Source organism: Methylobacterium sp. JK268 (assembly GCF_054052225.1).
On the sequence record NZ_JBSVZN010000043.1, the window covers coordinates 42,735 to 60,393 of the forward strand.

The window sequence follows — 17,659 nt, forward strand, 5'->3', positions numbered from 1 at the left end:
TCCCGTTCGTGGCGGGGCTGATCCTGGTCTGTGGCACGGTCGCGCCCGCTGCGTCGCGAACATTCGCCTGCCCTGACTTCCTGCGCATGCACGGCTTCCTCAGGCAAGCGACGGCGGTCTGTCGGTTCTCGGCGTTCAATCCCGCCATCGTCGAGCAGGCGCGCGAATGTTTCGAGGAGGTCGGATCCAGCATCGGCGCGACGGAAATCTACTCCGGCGCGGCGCAGTTCGACCGGCTGGCCGCCTATCGGAACCTGGATGCCGTATGCGTAGGGCTCTCAACCAAGTTTCCGACGGTCGTACGTCCGTGACCGACTGGCGCCGCGTCTCCCACCGTCAGATCAGCCTGCCGCAACCGGTCGACGCCTGCCGCCCGATCTCCGAACCTCGTTCGGCCGGCCGGCCGAGAAGTCTTCAAACCGACGAAAACCCCGGAGATGGGTTGCACATGATCCGTACCATGTACGCGATGCTCGCCACCGTGGCCGGGCTTTCCGCCGCCCTCGGCCAGCAACCCGCCGCGTCGCCGGACGCGCCGGCATCCTTCGTCGAGTCGCCCGACGCGGCCCATTGGTACTGGTCGGGTTCCTGCTGGAAGACCGGCGCCCTGCGGTGGTTCTGCCGGCCCGACCAGACTGCTCGCTCGATTGCGGGAGCGTACCACCGAAGATGCACTGCCACGTTCCGCAACGGTAACTAGACGGCCTTACCGACCAGGCTGCCGATGCCGGCGGTGACGGCCATGGCCAGTACACCCCAGAAGGTCACCCGCGCCGTGGCCCGGGCGATGGGTGCGCCGCCCGCCTTGGCGCCGAGCGCCCCGAGCACCGCCAGGAACATCAGCGAGGCCCCCGACACCGTATATACCGTGAGGTTGCCGGGGGAGAGCGCCGCCGTCGCAAGGGGTAGCGCGGCACCGGCCGAGAAGGTCGCCGCCGAGGTCAACGCCGCCTGGACCGGCCGGGCCGTCGTCACCTCGGAGATGCCGAGTTCGTCCCGGGCGTGGGCACCGAGCGCGTCCTTGGCCATGAGTTGCTCGGCGACCTGAAGGGCGAGTGCATGGTCGAGGCCGCGGTCGACGTAAATCCGCGCCAGTTCCTCCCGCTCAGCGCCCGGGTCGTCGGCGAGTTCCTGGCGCTCGCGGGCGAGGTCGGCCTGCTCGGTGTCGGACTGGGAACTGACCGAGACGTACTCGCCCGCCGCCATCGACATCGCGCCCGCCACGAGTCCCGCGCTGCCGGCGACCAGGATCTCGCTGGTGTTGGCGGCGGAGGCCGCCACGCCGACGATCAGGCTTGCGGTGGAGACGAGGCCGTCGTTGGCGCCGAGGACGGCGGCGCGCAGCCAGCCGATCCGGTCGATGAGGTGACGCTCGCGGTGGACGGGTCGCATGGTCGTCAGGATCTCCGGGGCAGCATGCGCCGCAGGACGGCGTCATGCCAGAGGTAGTGGTGCACGAGGGCGGCGACCGCGTGGAACAGGGCCAGGGCCATCAGGATGTTGGCGGCGAGCCCGTGCCAGTGCGTCAGGGACCGCCGCCATTCCGGGTCGCCGAGTTGCGGCAGGCTGACCGGACCGAGGGAGACGCCGCGCACAAAGGCGTTGGTGATGCCGAGGCCGACGATGACGATCAGCAGGACGTACAGCGCGGCGTGGGTCGCCTTGGCGAGGCGGTGAAGTGGACCGGGATCCTCCACCGGGAGGTCGCGTCCTCCGGCCCGTCGCCAGACGAGGAGGGCCACGACTAAGGCGGTGAGGACGAAGCCGAAATCGAAGTGGGCCGACCAGATGCCGGAACGAAGCGCCCCCTTGGGGACGAGGTCTTCCAGGAAGGTCCCGACCAGCCACAGGCCGAACACGAGCACGGCGGTCAGCCAATGCAGCGCGATGGTGCCGCCGTCGTATCGCGCCGCCTGGGGCGTCATGTCCCCACGTGCCGTCATGGTCGAGGTCCTGCTTAAGCCGGTGATGCTGCGGTGTGATGACGGTCGCCGACGGCCGGGCCCAGCGGCTCGGTGGCCCGCCTGCCCTTGGCGCTGAGAAACCAAAGGCCCTCGGGGTCCCGGCTCGATAGTCGCGGCCGGATCAGTCCGCACTCGCGCAGGGACCGGACCGTCCGCATCTCCCATGGCTTGGGCGAGACGAGCGGCCCCTCCCGGTCGAGCCGGAGGAGTATGGCCCGCTGGCCGGGTGGGAGGGGAGACTGGGGAGCAGTTCGATCCCGACGCTGCATAGTCTTTCTAGAACTACTACAAACTAAGTGTGGGTCAAGGGCGCCCCCGCGCCTGGCTGCGGGGGGGCGCATCGCCTCAAGGCTTAGCGGGCGCCTGGCTCGGAGCCTTCTGGCCCTGCTGGCCCTGTAGGTCGACCGGCTTGTTGTCGTTGAGGTCCCAGCCGGTGTTCGGGTCAGTCTGCGTCCGCTGGAGCTGTGCCCGCATCTGCCACTGGTACTTGGCGACGCCGTGCTCGATCTCCTGCAGCAGGTTCGAGGTGGTCGGGTCGACATCCTCCGTCGTTTTGATGGCCGCGTGCACCTCCTCGCCGACGCGCTTGTAGGCGTTGGTGAACCACACCAGGATCTGCGCGTCGTCGAGGAAGCCGCCGGGGATCTCAGGTACGCCTGAGGTCCGCACGATGGTGTTGGCCCGACCGTCTGCCGAGGCGCCGACAGCGAGCAGCCGCTCCGCGATGGTGTCGGCGTATTTCGACAGGCCCTCGTAGTGCTCCTGCAACAGGAGATGCAGCGGATAGTACAGTGTGCCGGACGCATTCCAGTGCGCCTGCTTGGTCTGGAGCTGGAGCTGCTGCAATTCTGTGAGCGTTTGCTGCAGGGCGGTGATGTCTTTCTTCACTCCGTCCTCGCCGGCGCCGAGGTCAATTACCGGCTGGCGGCTGATCTCGTTCGTCGGGAAGGCGCCGAGCGACTGCCGGCTGGTGACCTGGGTCTGCGAGGACTGGCGGACGCCGTCGGTCCGCGCTCCCGATGCCTGCGGGTCTGCTGCGGCCCCTGTCCGGTCGGCTTGTGCAAGCTGCATGCGAGCGAAGACGTGAGTGGCGGAGGGTGCCGCGCTTCGGGTCTGCGCGACGGCGGCCTCGCGGGCGAAGGCAGGTGGCAGGGCCGTCGAGACGATAAGAAGTCCGATCGCGAGTGACTTGATCGAGCTGTTCATCAGGAACCTTGGGTGAGCAGCGAAGACGAAGAAGATGCCGGCGGTGCGATCCGGCAGACGAGGACGAACGGGGTCCGCCCGACGTTCCTGAATGACACCGAATTTAAGGTTCGATGGTCTCCCGTAGGCTGGTGTTGAGCCGGATCATCGCTCATGACCAGGAGGGAATGTTGGATCGGTTTATGGACTTCGTCCGTTACCGTGACTTCGATCCGGGCTGGGGCCCGGACCCAGCCGCCGACGAGAGCTGATCCGTGACTGCTGCCTTCCGCTACGAGGTGACCCTGGCCACGCGAGAGGGCTTGCGCGTTCTGACGGCTCAGGCCGAGCGCGAAGTCGCGCTGATGGCCGAGTCGGTGCTGCGCCGCTACGAGGGTGAGACCCTCGCCATTGGCTTTACGGTCGCCTGCTCGGAGCCCGGCGCGCGCAGGCGGATCGCCGCGTATCTCAAGGGTTTGACGCTGGAGCTGAACGGGGACCGGAGTTGCACTACCCTGCTTCCAGGTCACGGGCTTTCCCTGTTCCCGTGATCGGTTTTCGTGCCTGTCAGGCTGGGATTATGGGCGCGGTAGTTCATTGCTCCCGCGGCCTCGATTGCTGTGGGCGCACTGTGCCGGACCTTGAGGGATGTGCTCGAACTGGCAGGTGCCGCGGCCTCGCACTCGGGCGTCGCATCGCAAACGCGCCCATTGTGGCCGGCCGCGTTATAGCAGGCGTCGTGCCGCATGCATGCGGCATCGTCTCCAGCGCTTGCCGACAGAAACGGCAGCGTAGGCGAGCTATATCGCCACGCTCGGCTGGCAATCGAATGAACACTTCATTAGGGCGCGTTCAGCTTTGGTTTGCCAGAAGCTCCCAGGAGATCTTCCGAAAAATGTCCAGGTGAACGCAGTACTTGGCGAGGTCGAAAGTAGGCATGACCGTTGCAGCCGTCCCGGTAGCCGCGCCGGGTACCCAAACTGAACCCGTGCTCACGTCGCCGAGCGTAAACCCCGCCGGGCGCGGGATGCCGGAAGCCGTACGTATGCATCTCGGTTCCGAGCTCAAGGCGTTCTACGCCACCATCCTCGCGGAGCGGCAGCCCGATGCGCTCCTCGACCTGATCACAAAGCTGGATGTCGGGCCTGCACCGATCCCGTCGGTGGCAGGCGACGGCTTTCGTGCCGAACTCATGGCCTCCCTGCCGGGCCTTCGCGCGTTCGCCCTCTCGCTCGCGATCAACCCAACGGCGGCCGACGACCTCGTGCAGGAGACGCTGCTCAGGGCATGGGCGAATCGGCACCGCTTCGACCCGGGGAGCAACCTGAAGGCCTGGCTCTGCACCATCCTGCGCAACCAGTTCTATACCGAGTGCCGCAAGCGCAAGCGCGAAGTCGAGGATGCGGACGGCATGCTTGCCGGGAACGTCGCGGCGCCCGCCGCGCAGGAGGCGAGCAGCGACCTGCGACGGGTATGGCAGTACCTAGGCAGGTTGCCCGTCCCCCAGCGCGAGGCCCTGATTCTCGTGGCCGCCCAGGGCATGACATACGAGGCCGCCGCTGAGCTAATCGGCTGCCAGGTCGGGACCGTCAAAAGCCGCGTCAGCCGGGCCCGGACGTTGCTCGCCGAGCTGCTCGGCATCGAGGCGGACCGCAGCTTGGCTTAAGCCGTACCCCGAGAGCGAGAGCCCGCTACGGTACAGGCCGCGCGGGCTCCATCATGTCAGGGTTGGACCACAGGTCTCAGTCGATGACCTCGACGATGCGACGCCCTCGGTCGACCTGCACCGGTCCTCCCCAGCTGTAGGACCGCACGCCGCGCTCGCGAACGTAGGAGCGGAAGCGGGGGGCGGTCGTCGACGTCCAGGAGATCGCCGATGGTGCCGGCCGCGGCACGGACTGCACCTCCGACGATCCCGCCGACGGGACCAGCCGCGTCGGCCCCGCGCTCGGCCCCTTCAGCCGCGCAGCGTGCCCTGTGGCCGAGCGCGCCGTCGACTTCGCGGCTGGCGGCACCCTTGTCGACCAGCCCTTTCAGTCTCGGCATCTTGAGGGGATGGTCCGCTGCTACGTGAGTGGCACGCGGGTCGCGGGGTTCGGCACCCAGTACGTCACTGCCCTGGCTTCACCTGATCACGAGCGGGCACCGCCCCGTCTCTACTCGGGGCCAGAGGACGCGCGCTTTCAGAGGTTGCGCGCCCTGATGGAGGTGAAGTGGATACCCGAGATGGCGGCACGGCTCGGATTGCGGGAGGATGACCTGCCGGTGGTCTGGGACGCCGACTTCCTGCTCGGGACGAAGGACGCGGCTGGTGAGGACAGCTACGTGCTGTGCGAGATCAATGCGAGCTCGGTGTACCCTATCTCGGAGGAGGCGCACGACGTCCTGGCCGCGACGACGCTGAGGCTGCTGACTGGGTCCCGTGCCCGCTGATCGACGGAGCATGCTTTGGTAGTCGGCTCGCCGCCCGACCGGGCGGCGGCACGCGTTCGGTATTCGGCCGACGCCGTCAGTATCTGCGGTGGTGATGGTGGTCACCGCACTCGAAGTGGACAGGGCGGTCGTAGCCGTGGTGGCGGTGCCGCTCGAAGTCGTGGCCGTAGCCATGGCCAGGATGGCGGTGATGGTGCCGGTGTTGGTGATTGTAGTGCTGCGGCCCGTGCTCATACCACTGCGCGGAGGCCGCGCCGTGGTATGAGCACGAGAGTGGCAGCGATCAGACCGGCGACGCGGAGCTTCACGGGCGGACCCTCTCCATTCGAGATGTCGCCAGACTGCATGGACCGCGTTGAACCTGTTCTGAAGCCGGCGGGCAGGCTCCCTTCAGCCAAGCCCCCCGCTTCCCTCGACGACGTCCGGCCGCGCGCCCCACAAAGTTATGGCCAACCATAGGTTCGCCAGCGCGAGCGCCGCCAGCAGGCCGTAGGCAGCGTCGGCGCCGCCGTAGGCGAGGGCCAGGGCACCGAGCGAGGGAGCGAGCGCCTGTGCGACCAATCCCGGCCGCGCCAGGCGGCCCACTAGGACCGGGTAGCGGCCTGGGCCGAACAGGGCGAGCGGCACCGTACCCCGGGCGATGGAGTAGATCCCGTTGCCCGCGCCGTAAAGGACCAGAGCGAGGCCGACTGCTGGCACGTCCGCCGCTAGGATGGCCAACCCTACGACAACCAGCACCATGGCCACGGTCAGAGTCCAGAGCGGGTGGTGTCGACCCTTGTTCGCCATCTCGACGATGCGGGCCCCGACCTGTGCCGGCCCGATCAGCGCGCCGTAGGAGACGGCTGCGGCGAGCGCGACGCCACGGGCCTGCAGCAGCGTGATCAGGTGTACCGAGACCAGCGTCATCACGGTGCCGCCTAGGACCAGCACGCCGGCCATCAGCAGGTAGGCCCGGCGCTCGCGGGGCGTCAACGAACCGTCGGCGTGGTGTCCCTCTCCTCGCACGTTCCCCGGCTCAGGCGCCCCCGGGATAAGGCCGAGCACGAGCGGCAGGGTCACGGCGAGATGTAACGCGGCATAGGCCAGGCAGGCGTGGCGCCAGCCGACCTGCTCCACGAGGAAGGCTGAGAGCGGCCAGCAGACGGTACTGGCGAACCCGCCCCAGAGCGTCAGAGTGGTGATGGCTGGCCGCGCCTCGGCCCCGTAGAGGCGACCGAGAGTGGCGAAGGCCGGATCGTAAAGCCCGCAGCCCATGCCGAGACCGAGGAGGAGCCAGCCGACGAGGAACACCGGCAGGCTCGGCGACAGGCTGAGCACGACGTGGCCTGCCGCCAGCAGCAGGGCTGCGGATGCCAGGACCGGGCGACCCCCGTGCCGGTGGATAAGGATTCCCACGTGGGGCGAGGCCAGGGCGGCGACCAGGAGGCCGATGGATAGTCCACCGACCACCCAGGCCAGTGGCCAGCCGGTATCCGCCGCGATGGGGCCGGCGAGCACCGCCAGCAGGTAGAAGGACGAGCCCCAGGCGAGGATCTCCACCACGCCTAGGGCGGAGATGACGACGAGGCGGTTGCGGACCTCAGACCTCACGGGAGGCGGGCTTCATGACCGCTCCCTTGCCCGCCGCCCCGCGCTCGTACCAGCCCTGGCTCCGGTTCACGATCCACACGACCGAGAGCATGACCGGCACCTCAATGAGGACGCCGACCACGGTGGCTAGCGCCGCGCCCGAGTTGAAGCCGAATAGGCTGATGGCCGCGGCCACCGCAAGCTCGAAGAAGTTCGAGGCACCGATCAGCGCTGACGGGCCGGCGACGCAGTGCTGCTCGCCAGCGATCCGGTTCAGAAGGTAGGCCAGCCCCGAATTGAAGTAGACTTGGATGAGGATGGGTACCGCCAGCAGGCCAATCACCGCCGGCTGGGCCAGGATCTGCTCGCCTTGAAAGCCGAACAGCAGCACAAGGGTCGCGAGCAGCGCGACGAGCGAGACCTGCCCGAGTTTGGCGAGCACCCGGTCGAGGGAGGCTTGACCGCCCGAGGCGAGGAGGCTCCGCCGCACGACCTGCGCGACCACCACCGGGATGACAATGTAGAGCGCCACTGACAGCATCAGCGTGCCCCAAGGTACCGTGATCGCGGAGAGCCCGAGCAGCAGGCCGACGATGGGGGCAAAGGCCACCACCATGATGCTGTCGTTGAGCGCCACTTGGCTCAGGGTGAAATGCGGTTCGCCGCGGGTCAGGTTCGACCAGACAAACACCATGGCGGTGCAGGGGGCTGCCGCTAGTATGATTAGGCCGGCGATGTAGCTTTCGACTTGGTCGGCCGGCAGGTAGGGCCGGAACAGGTAGCCGATGAAAAGCCAGCCGAGCGCGGCCATCGAGAAGGGCTTCACCGCCCAGTTGACGAACAGCGTCACGCCGATGCCACGCCAGTGCCGGCCGACGTGCCGCAGCGAGGCGAAGTCGATCTTGAGCAGCATGGGGATGACCATGAGCCAGATCAGGACGGCGACCGGCAGGTTCACCTTGGCGACCTCGGCGGCGCCGACGGCGTGGAAGAAGCCCGGCATGACGTGGCCGAGCGCGATGCCGGCCACGATGCAGAGGGCGACCCACAGGGTAAGGTAGCGCTCGAAGGTGCTCATGGTGCCTCAGGCGATGGCGAAGCGGCGACCGCGCTCGTCGACGACGCGCTCGCCGTCCTCCTTTACGAACTCGCCCTGCTGGGCGGGGAGCAGGTCCAGCACCGCCTCGGACGGCCGGCACAGGCGCACGCCCTTCGGGCTCACCACCAGCGGGCGGTTGAGCAGGACCGGGTGGGCCTCGACGGCGTCGAGGAGCTGGTCGTCAGTCAGCGCTGGGTCGGCGAGACCGAGCTCGGCGTAGGGCGTGCCCTTCTCGCGCAGTGCGTCCCGGACCGAGAGGCCGGCCCGGGCGAGCAGTTGCATCAGAAGCGTCCGGCTCGGGGGCGTCTTGAGGTACTCGACGACGTGTGGCTCGACGCCGGCATTGCGGATCATCGCCAGGGTATTGCGGGACGTGCCGCAGGCGGGGTTGTGGTAGACGACGACGTCGAACGCCTCAGGCATGAGCGGTGTCTCCGGTGGGGCAGTCGCAGGCGGACAGGGCAGCGACGGCCGGGGCGCAGACCTCGGGCCGGCCCTGACAGCAGTCGCGCATCAGGAAGGCGATCAGGCCGGACAGACCGGCGTAGGCGGCGCTGTAGATGACCGACTTGCCCTCGCGCCGGGACGTGATCAGCCCAGCATGGGAGAGCTCCTTCAGGTGGAAGGACAGGTTGGTGCTCGCAATACCGACCTCGCTCGCCAGCGCGCCGGCGGCAAGGCCGTCCGGCCCGGCGGTCACGAGGGCGCGCACGACCCGAAGCCGGTGCTCCTGGCCGAGGGCCGCGAAGGCGGCGAGGGCTTGCCGTTCGTCCATAGATGATCCATCAATTCAACGTTTGTTGAATAATATGGGATGATCGCAGCGTGGACAAGCCCCAGCAGCCGTTCGCCGACGGGATGCCGAACCTCTCCGAAACGCACTTCGAGATGCCGACCCCCGAGCGGGTGGAAGCGTCGGCGCCGTTGGCGCACGCGCCCCGCTTCCTGATTCTCTACGGGTCGCTCCGGGACCGGTCTTTCAGCCGCTTCCTCGCCTGCGAGGCCGCCCGCTTGCTGGAGGCGATGGGCGGCGAGGTGCGCCTCTTCCACGCGCATGGCCTACCGCTGCCCGACGATGCGACGGCCGACCACCCGAAGGTGCAGGAGCTGAGGCAACTCTCGATCTGGTCTGAGGGGCAGGTCTGGGTCAGCCCCGAGCGGCACGGCAACCTCACCGGGGTGATGAAGGCGCAGGTCGACTGGCTGCCGCTCAGCGAGGGCTCGGTGCGCCCGACCCAGGGGCGAACGCTCGCGGTGATGCAGGTTTCGGGCGGGTCACAGAGCTTCAACGCGGTCAACAGTCTGCGGGTGCTCGGGCGCTGGATGCGGATGGTGACCATCCCGAACCAGTCGTCGGTGCCGATGGCCTACAAGGAGTTCGACGATGCCGGCCGCATGCGGTCGGGGCCGCTCTACGACCGGGTGGTGGATGTCTGCGAGGAGCTGATGAAGTTCACCCTGCTGACCCGCGGCCGGGCCGAGTACCTCGTCGACCGCTACTCCGAGAGGAAGGAGCGAGAGCCGGAGCGCCTGAAGGCGGTCGCCACCGACATCGGGTTCGCGAGGCGCTGACGCCGTCGTCCGTCCGGGTCGTCCAGGTCCGGAGCTCTGGCAGGATCTCCGTCGGCGTTAGGGGGGCTCCGCTCGACCAGGAGCTCGACTATCTCCTGTATGATGCGGTTCCAGAACTCACCGGCCCGGAAGGGGTCGAGTTGGCTCCCGACCTCGGTGAGCCGCTCAAGGATCCGGGCGCCGTAGTCCTTCTCGGCCGGCTCCGGGTGGGGGTGAGCTACAGGTCGTTGGGTGCGGCCGAGGCGGCATGTTGGCAGAAGTCGCGCGGTCAGACGTGCCAAGTTTCAGGCACTTGGCAGGGCGTAGAGGGGCGCGATTTCGTCGATGTGCCGCCTTGGCTGGTCGCGGTGGCGCGCGTACCGCTCCCGGCTAGCTCAAGCCGTCGATTGCGTGCGTTCCGCGATGCAGCGATGCCAGGTGTTGGCGAGGCTTGCGAGCGTGTCGGTCAGGTCGGCTGGCCACCAGGGTTCATGAACGAGGTGGAGGGACATGCCGATGCGGGTTGCTAAGGGCCGCCCTGGATGAAGGAGCGGCGTCAGAGCCACGGTCAGCGCAAAGGCGGGAGTTCTAGTCTCTCCGCGAGTGCGCCCGTCACCCTCCGTCGCGACTGTCAGCTCCCAGTATGATCGGCGTTGCGCTCGAAGAGGCCGACGTTCGCTGGTGCTCGTTTCTTGGCAGCAGAAGGTGATCGCGCCTCGACCTTGGGTGCCGAACTTGAGATCGATTACGATCGGGTGTCGGCTCACGCCCTCCGGTTTGCGCGTGGACAGAAATGCAGCCTCAAGGGCGTGTTCGAGCGCGTACGGTGTGACGTCGACTCGGCGGCTTGTGGTGAGCGAGCTGACGGAGGGAGCGGGATCGGTGTGGTGCGTGAACATCGCGTGGCGTCCTGTGGGAGGGACGCCGCACCAGTGCTGTGCAGCGAGTTGGTATGGGAACCAGGGAAGTGGTGCCTGCCGTCGGCAGGTGCAGAAGTGGAGGTGGGATAAGTGATTCTTGCTGCCGAAGCTGGTGCGGCGCTGTCGATCGACGGAAATAGTTTAAACAAGATTGGCTTGATTTGCTACAGAGCACCTTCGCACCGCTTCTACGAAGCTATCAAGCGTTGCGACTCGGTTGTTTGGCGCACAGCAGCTGAGTGGACCGTGTCCGCGCCCCCAAGATGAGGGCTAGGTCGCCCTCAACCCGGAACTGATCAGTCCTCCCGCACGATTTCAACGGCTGAGATCAGGTTGACTTGGCCGTCCCGTTCGCCGCGCATGCGCAGCAGAAAGTCGCGTTCGAGGTACGCCCCGACCCTGTCCTCCCGCACGGGGATCTGGTTGGCAGCGTGATGCTTGACCTTACCGTGAGCGGGGTCCGCCACGGGGGCTCGCTCTCCAGCGCAAGTCGCGTCGCGATAGTCGGCCACGCCGTAGACAACCATTGAGCGCGGGGCGAGTCGCCCATGGCCTCGCCCCGCCTTGGAATCAGCGCGCTTCGGCGCGCGCGACGTAACGCTCAAATGCGGACGTCCATTGCTTGTGAAGGCCGCAGCCGTCAGCGCTGTACCAGGCCGAGACAGTGGGATGGCGGATGAGCAGTTGGACGAACGTGACCTTTGTCTCTTCGCCGAGCACGTCGCACAGCTCGGTGAGTTCGTCGAACTTGACGGTGAAGGTCGCCTCGTTTTCGCCTTCGCGCTGGTCGTCGAAGTACAGGCCGCCACTGAGCTGGATGATGGAGTTTGGCTCGTCGCGGTTGTAGCGGAGGCGGTATCCGATCTCGTGTCCGAGATTGTTCTCAAGAACGATCTTGTTCTGTTCCTCGTCGTGTTCGTAGGAGACGACACTCAGCTCTGGCGGCACGAACCAGCGCAGGAAGGAGTTCGGGTCGCGCCACGTGCGGTATGCGTCGTCGGCTTTGGTCTCCAGGCGGCGGGCCAGGTAGTGGTCATGCACCTTGATCTTTTTGGCGATCTTGGTCAGCGATATTATGGGATCCTTGCTCACGAGATAGCTCCTTTGTGACAGTGAGTTGCCGCCTTGCACTTCAGTTTTGCGGGGCGACTACTGTCATATAGTTTTGGGCATCGCGGCCGTACACACAGACAGACTGCGTGGTGTGCGTGTCTGTGAGGCCGCATCGGCGGCACGTCAGCTTAATTCGGCTGCGCGGCCGGGCTGCTGGCAGAGTGGGGGCGGCCAGTCTGTGCCAGCGCGTATGTTGGTGGCAGGTCGGTGGGCATCGTCTTGTGAGGTGCCCCGACACGTCGCGCGCGCCGGGGAAAGAGTAGTAATAGATGCGGTCGGTTCCGGTGGCCTGCTTACAGCAGCTAAAGGGTGATCAGGCAGCGATGTCCGCCGCCGGCGTTGTGGTGCGAGCGCGGTGCGACCCGTGAGGCGTACGAACCGTTGTGCCGCCGTTTGATGGTGAGGCCTTACCCCTAGGGCCGCGAGCTTTAGCCGGTACTGCCGACGACGGCAGCGTGACGGCGTGAGAGGCCGATACAGCGACCGCCGCCGCTGCGGCGAGGTCGAGTTCGCCGTCGACGAGCCACCAGTCGGTGTAACGTCGATGAAGGGCGCGGGCGTGGTCTGGGAGACCGGCGGTCGCCATAGCCGCGAATGCGTGCTCCAGCGTTGTGGGCACGAACGGTATCGGGCCCGTCTGGGGGTCCGTGAGGTGGCGCCGGTAGGTCGCCGCTGCGGTGTGCGCGGACTGGTTGTGGGCGGGGGCGATGAAGACCAGGGTCGCTGTGTCCGCGAGTCCGGCCGTGAGCATGGCGCTCGCGAGGCAGTGCTGGCGGAAGAACTGCTGACAGGTGGCGCCTGTCAGGGTCGGGGCGTCGGGGTCCACGAACAGGCCTGGGGTGGCGTGTGCGATCTGTGTGTGCCGCGGGTGGGGTGGGGGCGCGGGCTCGTGGCCAGGCTCGCTATACTTGATCTCGATGCAGATCAGGCCGCGTGCGCCGGTCGCGTTCCGGCCGCGCAAGACGATGTCGTAGGCGGTGCGGTCGGCGGTGAAGCGCGGGTCGCCGCGGCCCGGGCTGTGCTCGAAGAGCATGTCCGTGACCTCCGTTACCGTCCCCGGCAGGAACTCCGTGACGAAGCGGGTGGCGAGTTGCAGGTCGCGGGCGAGCGGGCCGAACAGGTTGAAGGCCAGCGGCTGGGAGGACAGCAGGTTGGTCTTGAGGCGGTCGATGTCGTAGGCCGCGCACGGCTCGCGATACGCCAGCGCGCGCGTGACGACCGGGACGATGTCCGGATGAAGGAAGTTGGCGCCGAGCGCGCCGGCTGCGGTCGAGATGCGCGAGCCGAGGCGGCGGGGGCGATGCGGCTCACGGCGGTTGACGTAGGTGCCCATCGCGAGGCCGCGGTCCTCGCGCCAGAGCGCCTGGAGGAAACGGGCGGCGGCCTTGAAGCGGTGGTCGGTGGGCACGAAGACGCGGTGTCGGCGGCGGGCGGCCTCGGGAATGAGGGGCACGCGGTCGATCGGGCCGAGGCCGGAGGGGTCAAGTACGGCGCGGGCGGCCGCTGCGAGGGTGTCGGGGTCGGCGGCGGAAGGAAGGTGTGCAGTGATGTCCATCGGGTGAATCCTGGGTCAGGGCCGCGGGGGGCGGCTAGACCGGGCTTCCCGGAAGGGGGCAGCGGGATGAACGACGAAGAGGACGGCGCGGCGTTGTCGGGAGCCACGCCGGCAGTGCGCATAGTCGTGGTTGCGCTGGTGCTTCGGCGTGGTCACCAGTCGAGGTGCTGGTCCGCCAGGGGGGCGGTCGCAGCCGTCGTCGTCCATGTCGGTGGCGGTACGGCTGGCATGCCGGCGGGTGTCGGTGTAGGGGTGGTAGGCGCAGGTAGTGCACCACTGCCGCCACTCGGCCGGCTGCGTGCGCCTCGTCCCTGGTCTGGCTGATGTTTTCCCGAAGATAGCGGGTCCGACGGCCGAGTCGTACTCGGTCTCGTGCGTCAAAGCGCCGTCATATGAATATCGCTTATAGGATACGCCATGAGCTGGCGTTGGGTTGGTCGGTGCTGAACCACTACACCTGACCCATCTGCGAACCTCAGAACGTCTGCTTACGGGCAGGCTCACTGAGCTAGGTCGGCCGACCTGGCCGTAACCCGCTCGACTGCTTTCGCACGGTCGTCGCGGATGAGCGAACACCCCGCGTCGACCTTGGCGGGCTGTGCATTTCGCTGAGCCGGCGTCACGCTGAGAGGAGCAGGGCCGCAGCTCCACCCGAGCGCTTCTCGTGACCGCGGCCGTCTCTCGCCTGGCTGCTGCCGAGCATCAGACGGCGTCGTTGATCCCGTCCTTGATTTTCGTCAACCGAGTTCCGCGGCCATTGCCTCTATTTGCAAGCGCTCGAACCCGGAAACGTCGTTAAGCGTGGGTGCCTCGACGACTGTCTCGCGGCCGGACAAGGCCGGAAAAGGGGTTTCCTTCCACTTCACGCGGTCGAGGAAACGCTTGAGGACGTAGGGCTTGGCTATCGTCTCCTCGAACTTGGCCGCCGCGGACCCCTCGCCGTTGTAGAAGGAGATCGTCTGTTGCACGGATTTGCCAGTCGCGGGCACCATGGCCAGACCGGTCACGACCTCGTCACCGGAGAGGTACGTCCGCAGGAACTCGGCCTCCATGATCCAAACGTCGTCGACTTTGGTGGAGAACCCGTAGCCCTGCGCCGTCACGACAAGGGGGAGCAGCCTGAGCGTCTTGGCGGCATCGAGGTCGATGCCAAGCGCCGACGCCACGACATCCGGCCTGGCCCGCAGCGCCTCCATCTTTCGTTTGGCCTGTTCGGCCGCCTTTCGGAGTTTTTCGTCGTACCGCTCGCGCTCGTGCACGTCGACGGGCATCAGGAAGAATTTGATTTCCGCCACGAGGCACAAGCCGCCGAACGAGACGAGCAGGTCCACCTGTTCTGGAAAATCTTTCGACTTCTTGATTTCGCGCTGCGCGCAGGCCGCGGTCCTCATGAGCGCGTTCCGCCCGATCGCGTCGACAATGCGGCCACGGTACAACTCCTCGTACCGGTCACCTCGATTCGCGACGGGGTTGCTGTCGTCGATCCCCCCTTTCTCGAGCCAGGCCTCGGCGCGCCTCGCCGGATTACTGGTCGCGAGGATGGACAGGGGCAGGACGATCTCGTCGGTACCGGGTACTACGACCAGCGGCGCCGCCCAGAGTCCCCGGTTCCCCTTCGCCTTGGCGGTGCCGCCCGTCTGCGGCTGAAACGTCAGAAAAAGGATGATGGCCTCAGCCAGGACCGTTTCGATCTGCAGCGCCTTCTCGATCGCCTCGCACAACGCCGGGCGGTGAACCGTCAGGGCCAGGTCCCGGGCCTGCTGCGCGTCCAGCGACGAAGGCAAGGGCACCGCCTTGGTGAGGAGCTTCGCGATGTCGTAGGCGACATGCCAGGCAAGTAGCAGTCGGGCGACTGTCAGACCTGGGTACGCCGGCATGTCCACGTCGACGAAGTCCGCGAGGTACGAACCCTCCAATGCACCCTTCTCGTACTTGTACGCGGGCATGTTGCGAGATCGGTAGGAAAGTGCGGCGACCTTGAATCTCGGGTGGCGCTTGGTCCGAACGATCTCGACGACTCCTCGCAACCGCGAGAGCGCGCGGCGCCGGGCGGGCTGGAGCACGGGCCAGCAGGTGCGGTCGATGTTGGGGAGATTCATAAGGTTCGCCTCCTGCCGCGTCGACCAGGCCTGCCGAGGCTCTCAAGGTCCCTATCTCCGGGCACCCAGCGCGAGGCGCCGGATGCGTCCAGCTTGACGTGCCATCCTGCGTGTCGGGCGTTGTTCCAGAGCGAGTTGATGGACTTCCTGTAGGTGTAGGCCTGAGTCGCCAAGACGGCGACTGGGGCGAGGTCTCCTTTAGGATCGTCTGCCGCCGGCGCGCCCATGGCGTCGAGCAGCCAGCTCTCGGTGGCATCGGCGCCCATCTGGGTGAACTCGGCGGCCGTGAAGCGCTGCCCTCCGACACCTTTGAGGCGCAAGCTCGCCAGCGTATCGGCGGCGATGACGCCCGCGTCGCGCGCCCAACGCGACGCGTCTACTTGGAGTTCGAGCGCGGTCCGGTACTCGCGGTTGTGGGCGGCGATGGCCAGGATTGTGCCCCACTTGGGTCCGAGTACCGCGACGACCGGGTTGGCGAACTTGGTGCGAGCCGCAGCCGCCTCCTCGGCCACCCATCGGGCGGACTCGTACAGTCGGATGTCTGATGCGCTCTTCGAGGAGGCCGCGTAAGCGGCATCCCAGTCCGCCTGCGAGTACGCGACCGAAGAAGGCGGTTTGAGCCTCGCGGCCGCCTTGGCGAAGCTTGCTTCTGGTGAGCCTGGCATCGTTGCCTTTGTGCGTTGGATGATCGAGGTCCGATGGCCTGGTAAGCGGCCGACGCGTGCCTAAGGTCAAGTGTAGAGCTGATGCCAGCGACCTCGGAGACTTCGGCGCGCCCCGTGAGGGCGCTTCCGGACGAATCCTGTCACGCTGCCTCCGCTTCGTCGGCGCTGATCAGCACGCCTGGACGGCGGAGAAGGGCGCTGAGCCGGCTGTCTGCGTTTCGGGAGCGATCCGACGGTGACTATCCACCCCATGCGGTCCTTCGGTAGGGGCGGTTCGGAGATCCGGAAGGGGTCAGCTTCGACTCTGAAAGTCAGCGAACCGCACGCTGAGGCGATCGCGATCTGGTTGATCGGCGCGACGGTTAGGTAGTCGTATTGTGCGGCCCGCCATTGCCTTGATCCCCTGTTCCAGCATTGGGCCGTCATTAATCGCCAGGAGCTCCGGGCTGACGTGTACCCGGAAGTCTGGATCGATGCCGATGAGGTTGGCGTCGAACGCGGCATGGTGCACCTTGGATAGTGGCAGACCGTTCGGCACGATCGGCTGACCGAGTGTCTCGTCCCGGTCCGGTGCTATGTGCGCAGCGTCCAGCAGGCGCGGTTCTGGCAGCCCCGAGATCGCGCATCGTCCCCCGTAGGCCGCCAGCACTGCCTCGCGGAATGTAGCCTGATGTAAGCGCTGACGCACAAGCCGCAGGCCATAGCGCCGCTCTGCCGCCGTCGGTATGTCCCGGGGGGCCTTTGCTTCTCTGAGCCCGAGCTCGTCGGCTGGCGCTCCGAATGCGAGCCGCGCCGTCAGCGCGTCCGCCGACCAGTCGGTGACATAGGTCGGGTATACCAGCGTGTAGCGTCCTGGTGCGACCCCGAGAAAGTACAGTATTGGCACCGCTTCCCGCATCGCCTCGCGCAGGTGACGGTTCTCCGGCATGTTGGGTCCGCCGACCATGAAGGCGTAATCCACCACTTCGTCGCCGGCCAGAATCTGGCGGTGAACCTGCCGCTGGTCGTCGTACCAGATCTTCCGGCCCGTGCTTGGGAAGACTGCGCGTACGCTGAGCAGGTGGCGCATCACGCGGGGGCGGAAGATGCCGCGCTGCGGGTTGATCAGCGGTACGCGCTCGCCCGCGTAGGTGAAGCCGGCCGCGAGGTCGTCCGACGTGAGCACGCCTGCGACCGCGCGGCGCTGTAGCTGCTCGACGGCGGCTGCGCGCATCGCCGCGTCGGTGAGCGGGTCGGCTGTCATCCGCGGTAACGCTCCTCGCGGTGCCAGCGCAGTGCGTCAGGCGACGGCGCTCCGCCGCGCGGCGGACGAACCGGTGAACCGTGCAGGTCGTAGTAGTGTCGGCCGTTATCAAAATCGGCCTTCAGCCGGGCGCTAGAGCATTTATCGTTCAGGTAGAAATGGCTTCGCTTGGCTGGACGTGGTCCCGCTCCTATGTGGATGTTACCTGGTGGAGATCAATCCTCAGGTGCACGAGGAGGAACCGTGCCTGCCGCCCTGTC

21 protein-coding genes and 1 pseudogene are annotated in these 17,659 nt (G+C 67.0%); 7 read left to right on the top strand and 15 right to left on the bottom strand.

The genetic code is table 11. The features are described 5' to 3' along the window. Positions 1–8 precede the first annotated feature (8 nt). Entirely contained in the window at positions 9–311 is a 303-nt protein-coding gene (locus tag ACW9J6_RS31395) for a hypothetical protein (RefSeq protein WP_457120247.1), read from the top strand. Continuing rightward, positions 308–700: a hypothetical protein gene (locus ACW9J6_RS31400; RefSeq protein ID WP_457120248.1), complete on the top strand. Its 393-nt coding sequence runs from the start codon at positions 308–310 to the stop codon at positions 698–700. The genes ACW9J6_RS31395 and ACW9J6_RS31400 overlap by 4 nt, the downstream gene beginning before the upstream one ends. Here ACW9J6_RS31400 and ACW9J6_RS31405 read toward each other — a convergent pair. The 3 genes from ACW9J6_RS31405 to ACW9J6_RS31415 all read right to left on the bottom strand — a co-directional run bounded on the left by ACW9J6_RS31405 (position 697) and on the right by ACW9J6_RS31415 (position 3,170). Continuing rightward, positions 697–1,392: a VIT1/CCC1 transporter family protein gene (locus tag ACW9J6_RS31405; RefSeq protein ID WP_457120249.1), complete on the bottom strand. Its 696-nt coding sequence runs from the start codon at positions 1,390–1,392 to the stop codon at positions 697–699. The genes ACW9J6_RS31400 and ACW9J6_RS31405 overlap by 4 nt on opposite strands. 5 nt (positions 1,393–1,397) lie before the next feature. Continuing rightward, positions 1,398–1,925, bottom strand: a complete 528-nt coding sequence (locus ACW9J6_RS31410) for a cytochrome b (RefSeq protein WP_457120268.1) — start codon at positions 1,923–1,925, stop codon at positions 1,398–1,400. Between the two features lie 384 nt (positions 1,926–2,309). After that, on the bottom strand, positions 2,310–3,170 hold the full coding sequence (locus ACW9J6_RS31415; RefSeq protein WP_457120250.1) for a Dps family protein: 861 nt from the start codon (positions 3,168–3,170) through the stop codon (positions 2,310–2,312). Positions 3,171–3,424: 254 nt separating this feature from the next. Here ACW9J6_RS31415 and ACW9J6_RS31420 point away from each other — a divergent pair, with 254 nt between their 5' ends. Continuing rightward, complete coding sequence (locus ACW9J6_RS31420; protein WP_457120251.1) at positions 3,425–3,700, top strand: hypothetical protein; 276 nt, start codon at positions 3,425–3,427, stop codon at positions 3,698–3,700. Between the two features lie 386 nt (positions 3,701–4,086). Beyond that, positions 4,087–4,815 carry a sigma-70 family RNA polymerase sigma factor gene (locus ACW9J6_RS31425; RefSeq protein ID WP_457120252.1) on the top strand — a complete coding sequence of 243 codons (729 nt, stop codon included), beginning with the start codon at positions 4,087–4,089 and terminating at the stop codon, positions 4,813–4,815. 112 nt (positions 4,816–4,927) lie between these two features. Here ACW9J6_RS31425 and ACW9J6_RS31430 read toward each other — a convergent pair. After that, positions 4,928–5,120 (bottom strand): annotated as a pseudogene (locus ACW9J6_RS31430) (DUF1236 domain-containing protein); the annotation flags it as partial. A gap of 6 nt (positions 5,121–5,126) precedes the next feature. Here ACW9J6_RS31430 and ACW9J6_RS31435 point away from each other — a divergent pair. Both ACW9J6_RS31435 and ACW9J6_RS31440 read left to right on the top strand, forming a co-directional pair. Continuing rightward, positions 5,127–5,582, top strand: coding sequence for a Cj0069 family protein (locus tag ACW9J6_RS31435; protein WP_457120253.1), 456 nt, complete (start codon positions 5,127–5,129; stop codon positions 5,580–5,582). Between the two features lie 94 nt (positions 5,583–5,676). Further along, positions 5,677–5,847, top strand: a complete 171-nt coding sequence (locus ACW9J6_RS31440) for a hypothetical protein (RefSeq protein ID WP_457120254.1) — start codon at positions 5,677–5,679, stop codon at positions 5,845–5,847. Between the two features lie 125 nt (positions 5,848–5,972). Here the strand turns inward: ACW9J6_RS31440 and ACW9J6_RS31445 are convergent, their stop codons facing one another. Genes ACW9J6_RS31445 through ACW9J6_RS31460 form a run of 4 tightly spaced genes read right to left on the bottom strand, consistent with a single transcriptional unit; the run spans position 5,973 to position 9,028 of the window. Continuing rightward, on the bottom strand, positions 5,973–7,175 hold the full coding sequence (locus ACW9J6_RS31445) for an MFS transporter (RefSeq protein ID WP_457120255.1): 1,203 nt from the start codon (positions 7,173–7,175) through the stop codon (positions 5,973–5,975). Further along, positions 7,165–8,232 (bottom strand): ACR3 family arsenite efflux transporter, encoded by a 1,068-nt coding sequence (gene arsB, locus ACW9J6_RS31450; protein WP_457120256.1) that lies wholly within the window; start codon positions 8,230–8,232, stop codon positions 7,165–7,167. Before arsB ends, ACW9J6_RS31445 begins: the two co-directional genes overlap by 11 nt. A 6-nt stretch (positions 8,233–8,238) precedes the next feature. Beyond that, a complete protein-coding gene (gene arsC / locus ACW9J6_RS31455) occupies positions 8,239–8,676 on the bottom strand; it encodes an arsenate reductase (glutaredoxin) (protein ID WP_457120257.1) in 438 nt (145 codons plus the stop codon). Continuing rightward, positions 8,669–9,028, bottom strand: coding sequence for an ArsR/SmtB family transcription factor (locus tag ACW9J6_RS31460; protein WP_457120258.1), 360 nt, complete (start codon positions 9,026–9,028; stop codon positions 8,669–8,671). The genes arsC and ACW9J6_RS31460 overlap by 8 nt, the downstream gene beginning before the upstream one ends. Positions 9,029–9,078: 50 nt before the next feature. Here ACW9J6_RS31460 and arsH point away from each other — a divergent pair, with 50 nt between their 5' ends. After that, complete coding sequence (gene arsH, locus ACW9J6_RS31465; protein ID WP_457120259.1) at positions 9,079–9,825, top strand: arsenical resistance protein ArsH; 747 nt, start codon at positions 9,079–9,081, stop codon at positions 9,823–9,825. A gap of 374 nt (positions 9,826–10,199) precedes the next feature. Here the strand turns inward: arsH and ACW9J6_RS31470 are convergent, their stop codons facing one another. From ACW9J6_RS31470 to ACW9J6_RS31500, 7 genes are all read right to left on the bottom strand, one after another. After that, positions 10,200–10,703, bottom strand: coding sequence for a hypothetical protein (locus tag ACW9J6_RS31470; RefSeq protein WP_457120260.1), 504 nt, complete (start codon positions 10,701–10,703; stop codon positions 10,200–10,202). A 317-nt stretch (positions 10,704–11,020) separates the two neighbouring features. Next, positions 11,021–11,191: a hypothetical protein gene (locus ACW9J6_RS31475; protein ID WP_457120261.1), complete on the bottom strand. Its 171-nt coding sequence runs from the start codon at positions 11,189–11,191 to the stop codon at positions 11,021–11,023. Between the two features lie 103 nt (positions 11,192–11,294). Continuing rightward, positions 11,295–11,816 (bottom strand): hypothetical protein, encoded by a 522-nt coding sequence (locus ACW9J6_RS31480; protein WP_457120262.1) that lies wholly within the window; start codon positions 11,814–11,816, stop codon positions 11,295–11,297. Positions 11,817–12,150: 334 nt separating this feature from the next. After that, positions 12,151–13,392, bottom strand: coding sequence for a PGN_0703 family putative restriction endonuclease (locus tag ACW9J6_RS31485; protein ID WP_457120263.1), 1,242 nt, complete (start codon positions 13,390–13,392; stop codon positions 12,151–12,153). Positions 13,393–14,129: 737 nt separating this feature from the next. Continuing rightward, positions 14,130–15,491, bottom strand: a complete 1,362-nt coding sequence (locus ACW9J6_RS31490; protein WP_457120264.1) for a hypothetical protein — start codon at positions 15,489–15,491, stop codon at positions 14,130–14,132. Further along, positions 15,488–16,156 (bottom strand): hypothetical protein, encoded by a 669-nt coding sequence (locus ACW9J6_RS31495; RefSeq protein WP_457120265.1) that lies wholly within the window; start codon positions 16,154–16,156, stop codon positions 15,488–15,490. The genes ACW9J6_RS31490 and ACW9J6_RS31495 overlap by 4 nt, the downstream gene beginning before the upstream one ends. A 292-nt stretch (positions 16,157–16,448) precedes the next feature. After that, a complete protein-coding gene (locus ACW9J6_RS31500) occupies positions 16,449–17,399 on the bottom strand; it encodes an HNH endonuclease (protein WP_457120266.1) in 951 nt (316 codons plus the stop codon). Positions 17,400–17,659: the final 260 nt, after the last annotated feature.

Coding starts and splice junctions, on each gene's coding strand:
- arsC (WP_457120257.1), bottom strand. CDS start 8,676: ATGCCTGAGGCGTTCGACGTCGTCGTCTACCACAACCCCGCCTGCGGC.
- ACW9J6_RS31410 (WP_457120268.1), bottom strand. CDS start 1,925: ATGACGCCCCAGGCGGCGCGATACGACGGCGGCACCATCGCGCTGCAT.
- ACW9J6_RS31470 (WP_457120260.1), bottom strand. CDS start 10,703: ATGTTCACGCACCACACCGATCCCGCTCCCTCCGTCAGCTCGCTCACC.
- ACW9J6_RS31415 (WP_457120250.1), bottom strand. CDS start 3,170: ATGAACAGCTCGATCAAGTCACTCGCGATCGGACTTCTTATCGTCTCG.
- ACW9J6_RS31495 (WP_457120265.1), bottom strand. CDS start 16,156: ATGCCAGGCTCACCAGAAGCAAGCTTCGCCAAGGCGGCCGCGAGGCTC.
- ACW9J6_RS31460 (WP_457120258.1), bottom strand. CDS start 9,028: ATGGACGAACGGCAAGCCCTCGCCGCCTTCGCGGCCCTCGGCCAGGAG.
- ACW9J6_RS31485 (WP_457120263.1), bottom strand. CDS start 13,392: ATGGACATCACTGCACACCTTCCTTCCGCCGCCGACCCCGACACCCTC.
- ACW9J6_RS31440 (WP_457120254.1), top strand. CDS start 5,677: ATGGTGGTCACCGCACTCGAAGTGGACAGGGCGGTCGTAGCCGTGGTG.
- ACW9J6_RS31405 (WP_457120249.1), bottom strand. CDS start 1,392: ATGCGACCCGTCCACCGCGAGCGTCACCTCATCGACCGGATCGGCTGG.
- arsB (WP_457120256.1), bottom strand. CDS start 8,232: ATGAGCACCTTCGAGCGCTACCTTACCCTGTGGGTCGCCCTCTGCATC.
- ACW9J6_RS31425 (WP_457120252.1), top strand. CDS start 4,087: ATGACCGTTGCAGCCGTCCCGGTAGCCGCGCCGGGTACCCAAACTGAA.
- ACW9J6_RS31500 (WP_457120266.1), bottom strand. CDS start 17,399: ATGACAGCCGACCCGCTCACCGACGCGGCGATGCGCGCAGCCGCCGTC.
- ACW9J6_RS31490 (WP_457120264.1), bottom strand. CDS start 15,491: ATGAATCTCCCCAACATCGACCGCACCTGCTGGCCCGTGCTCCAGCCC.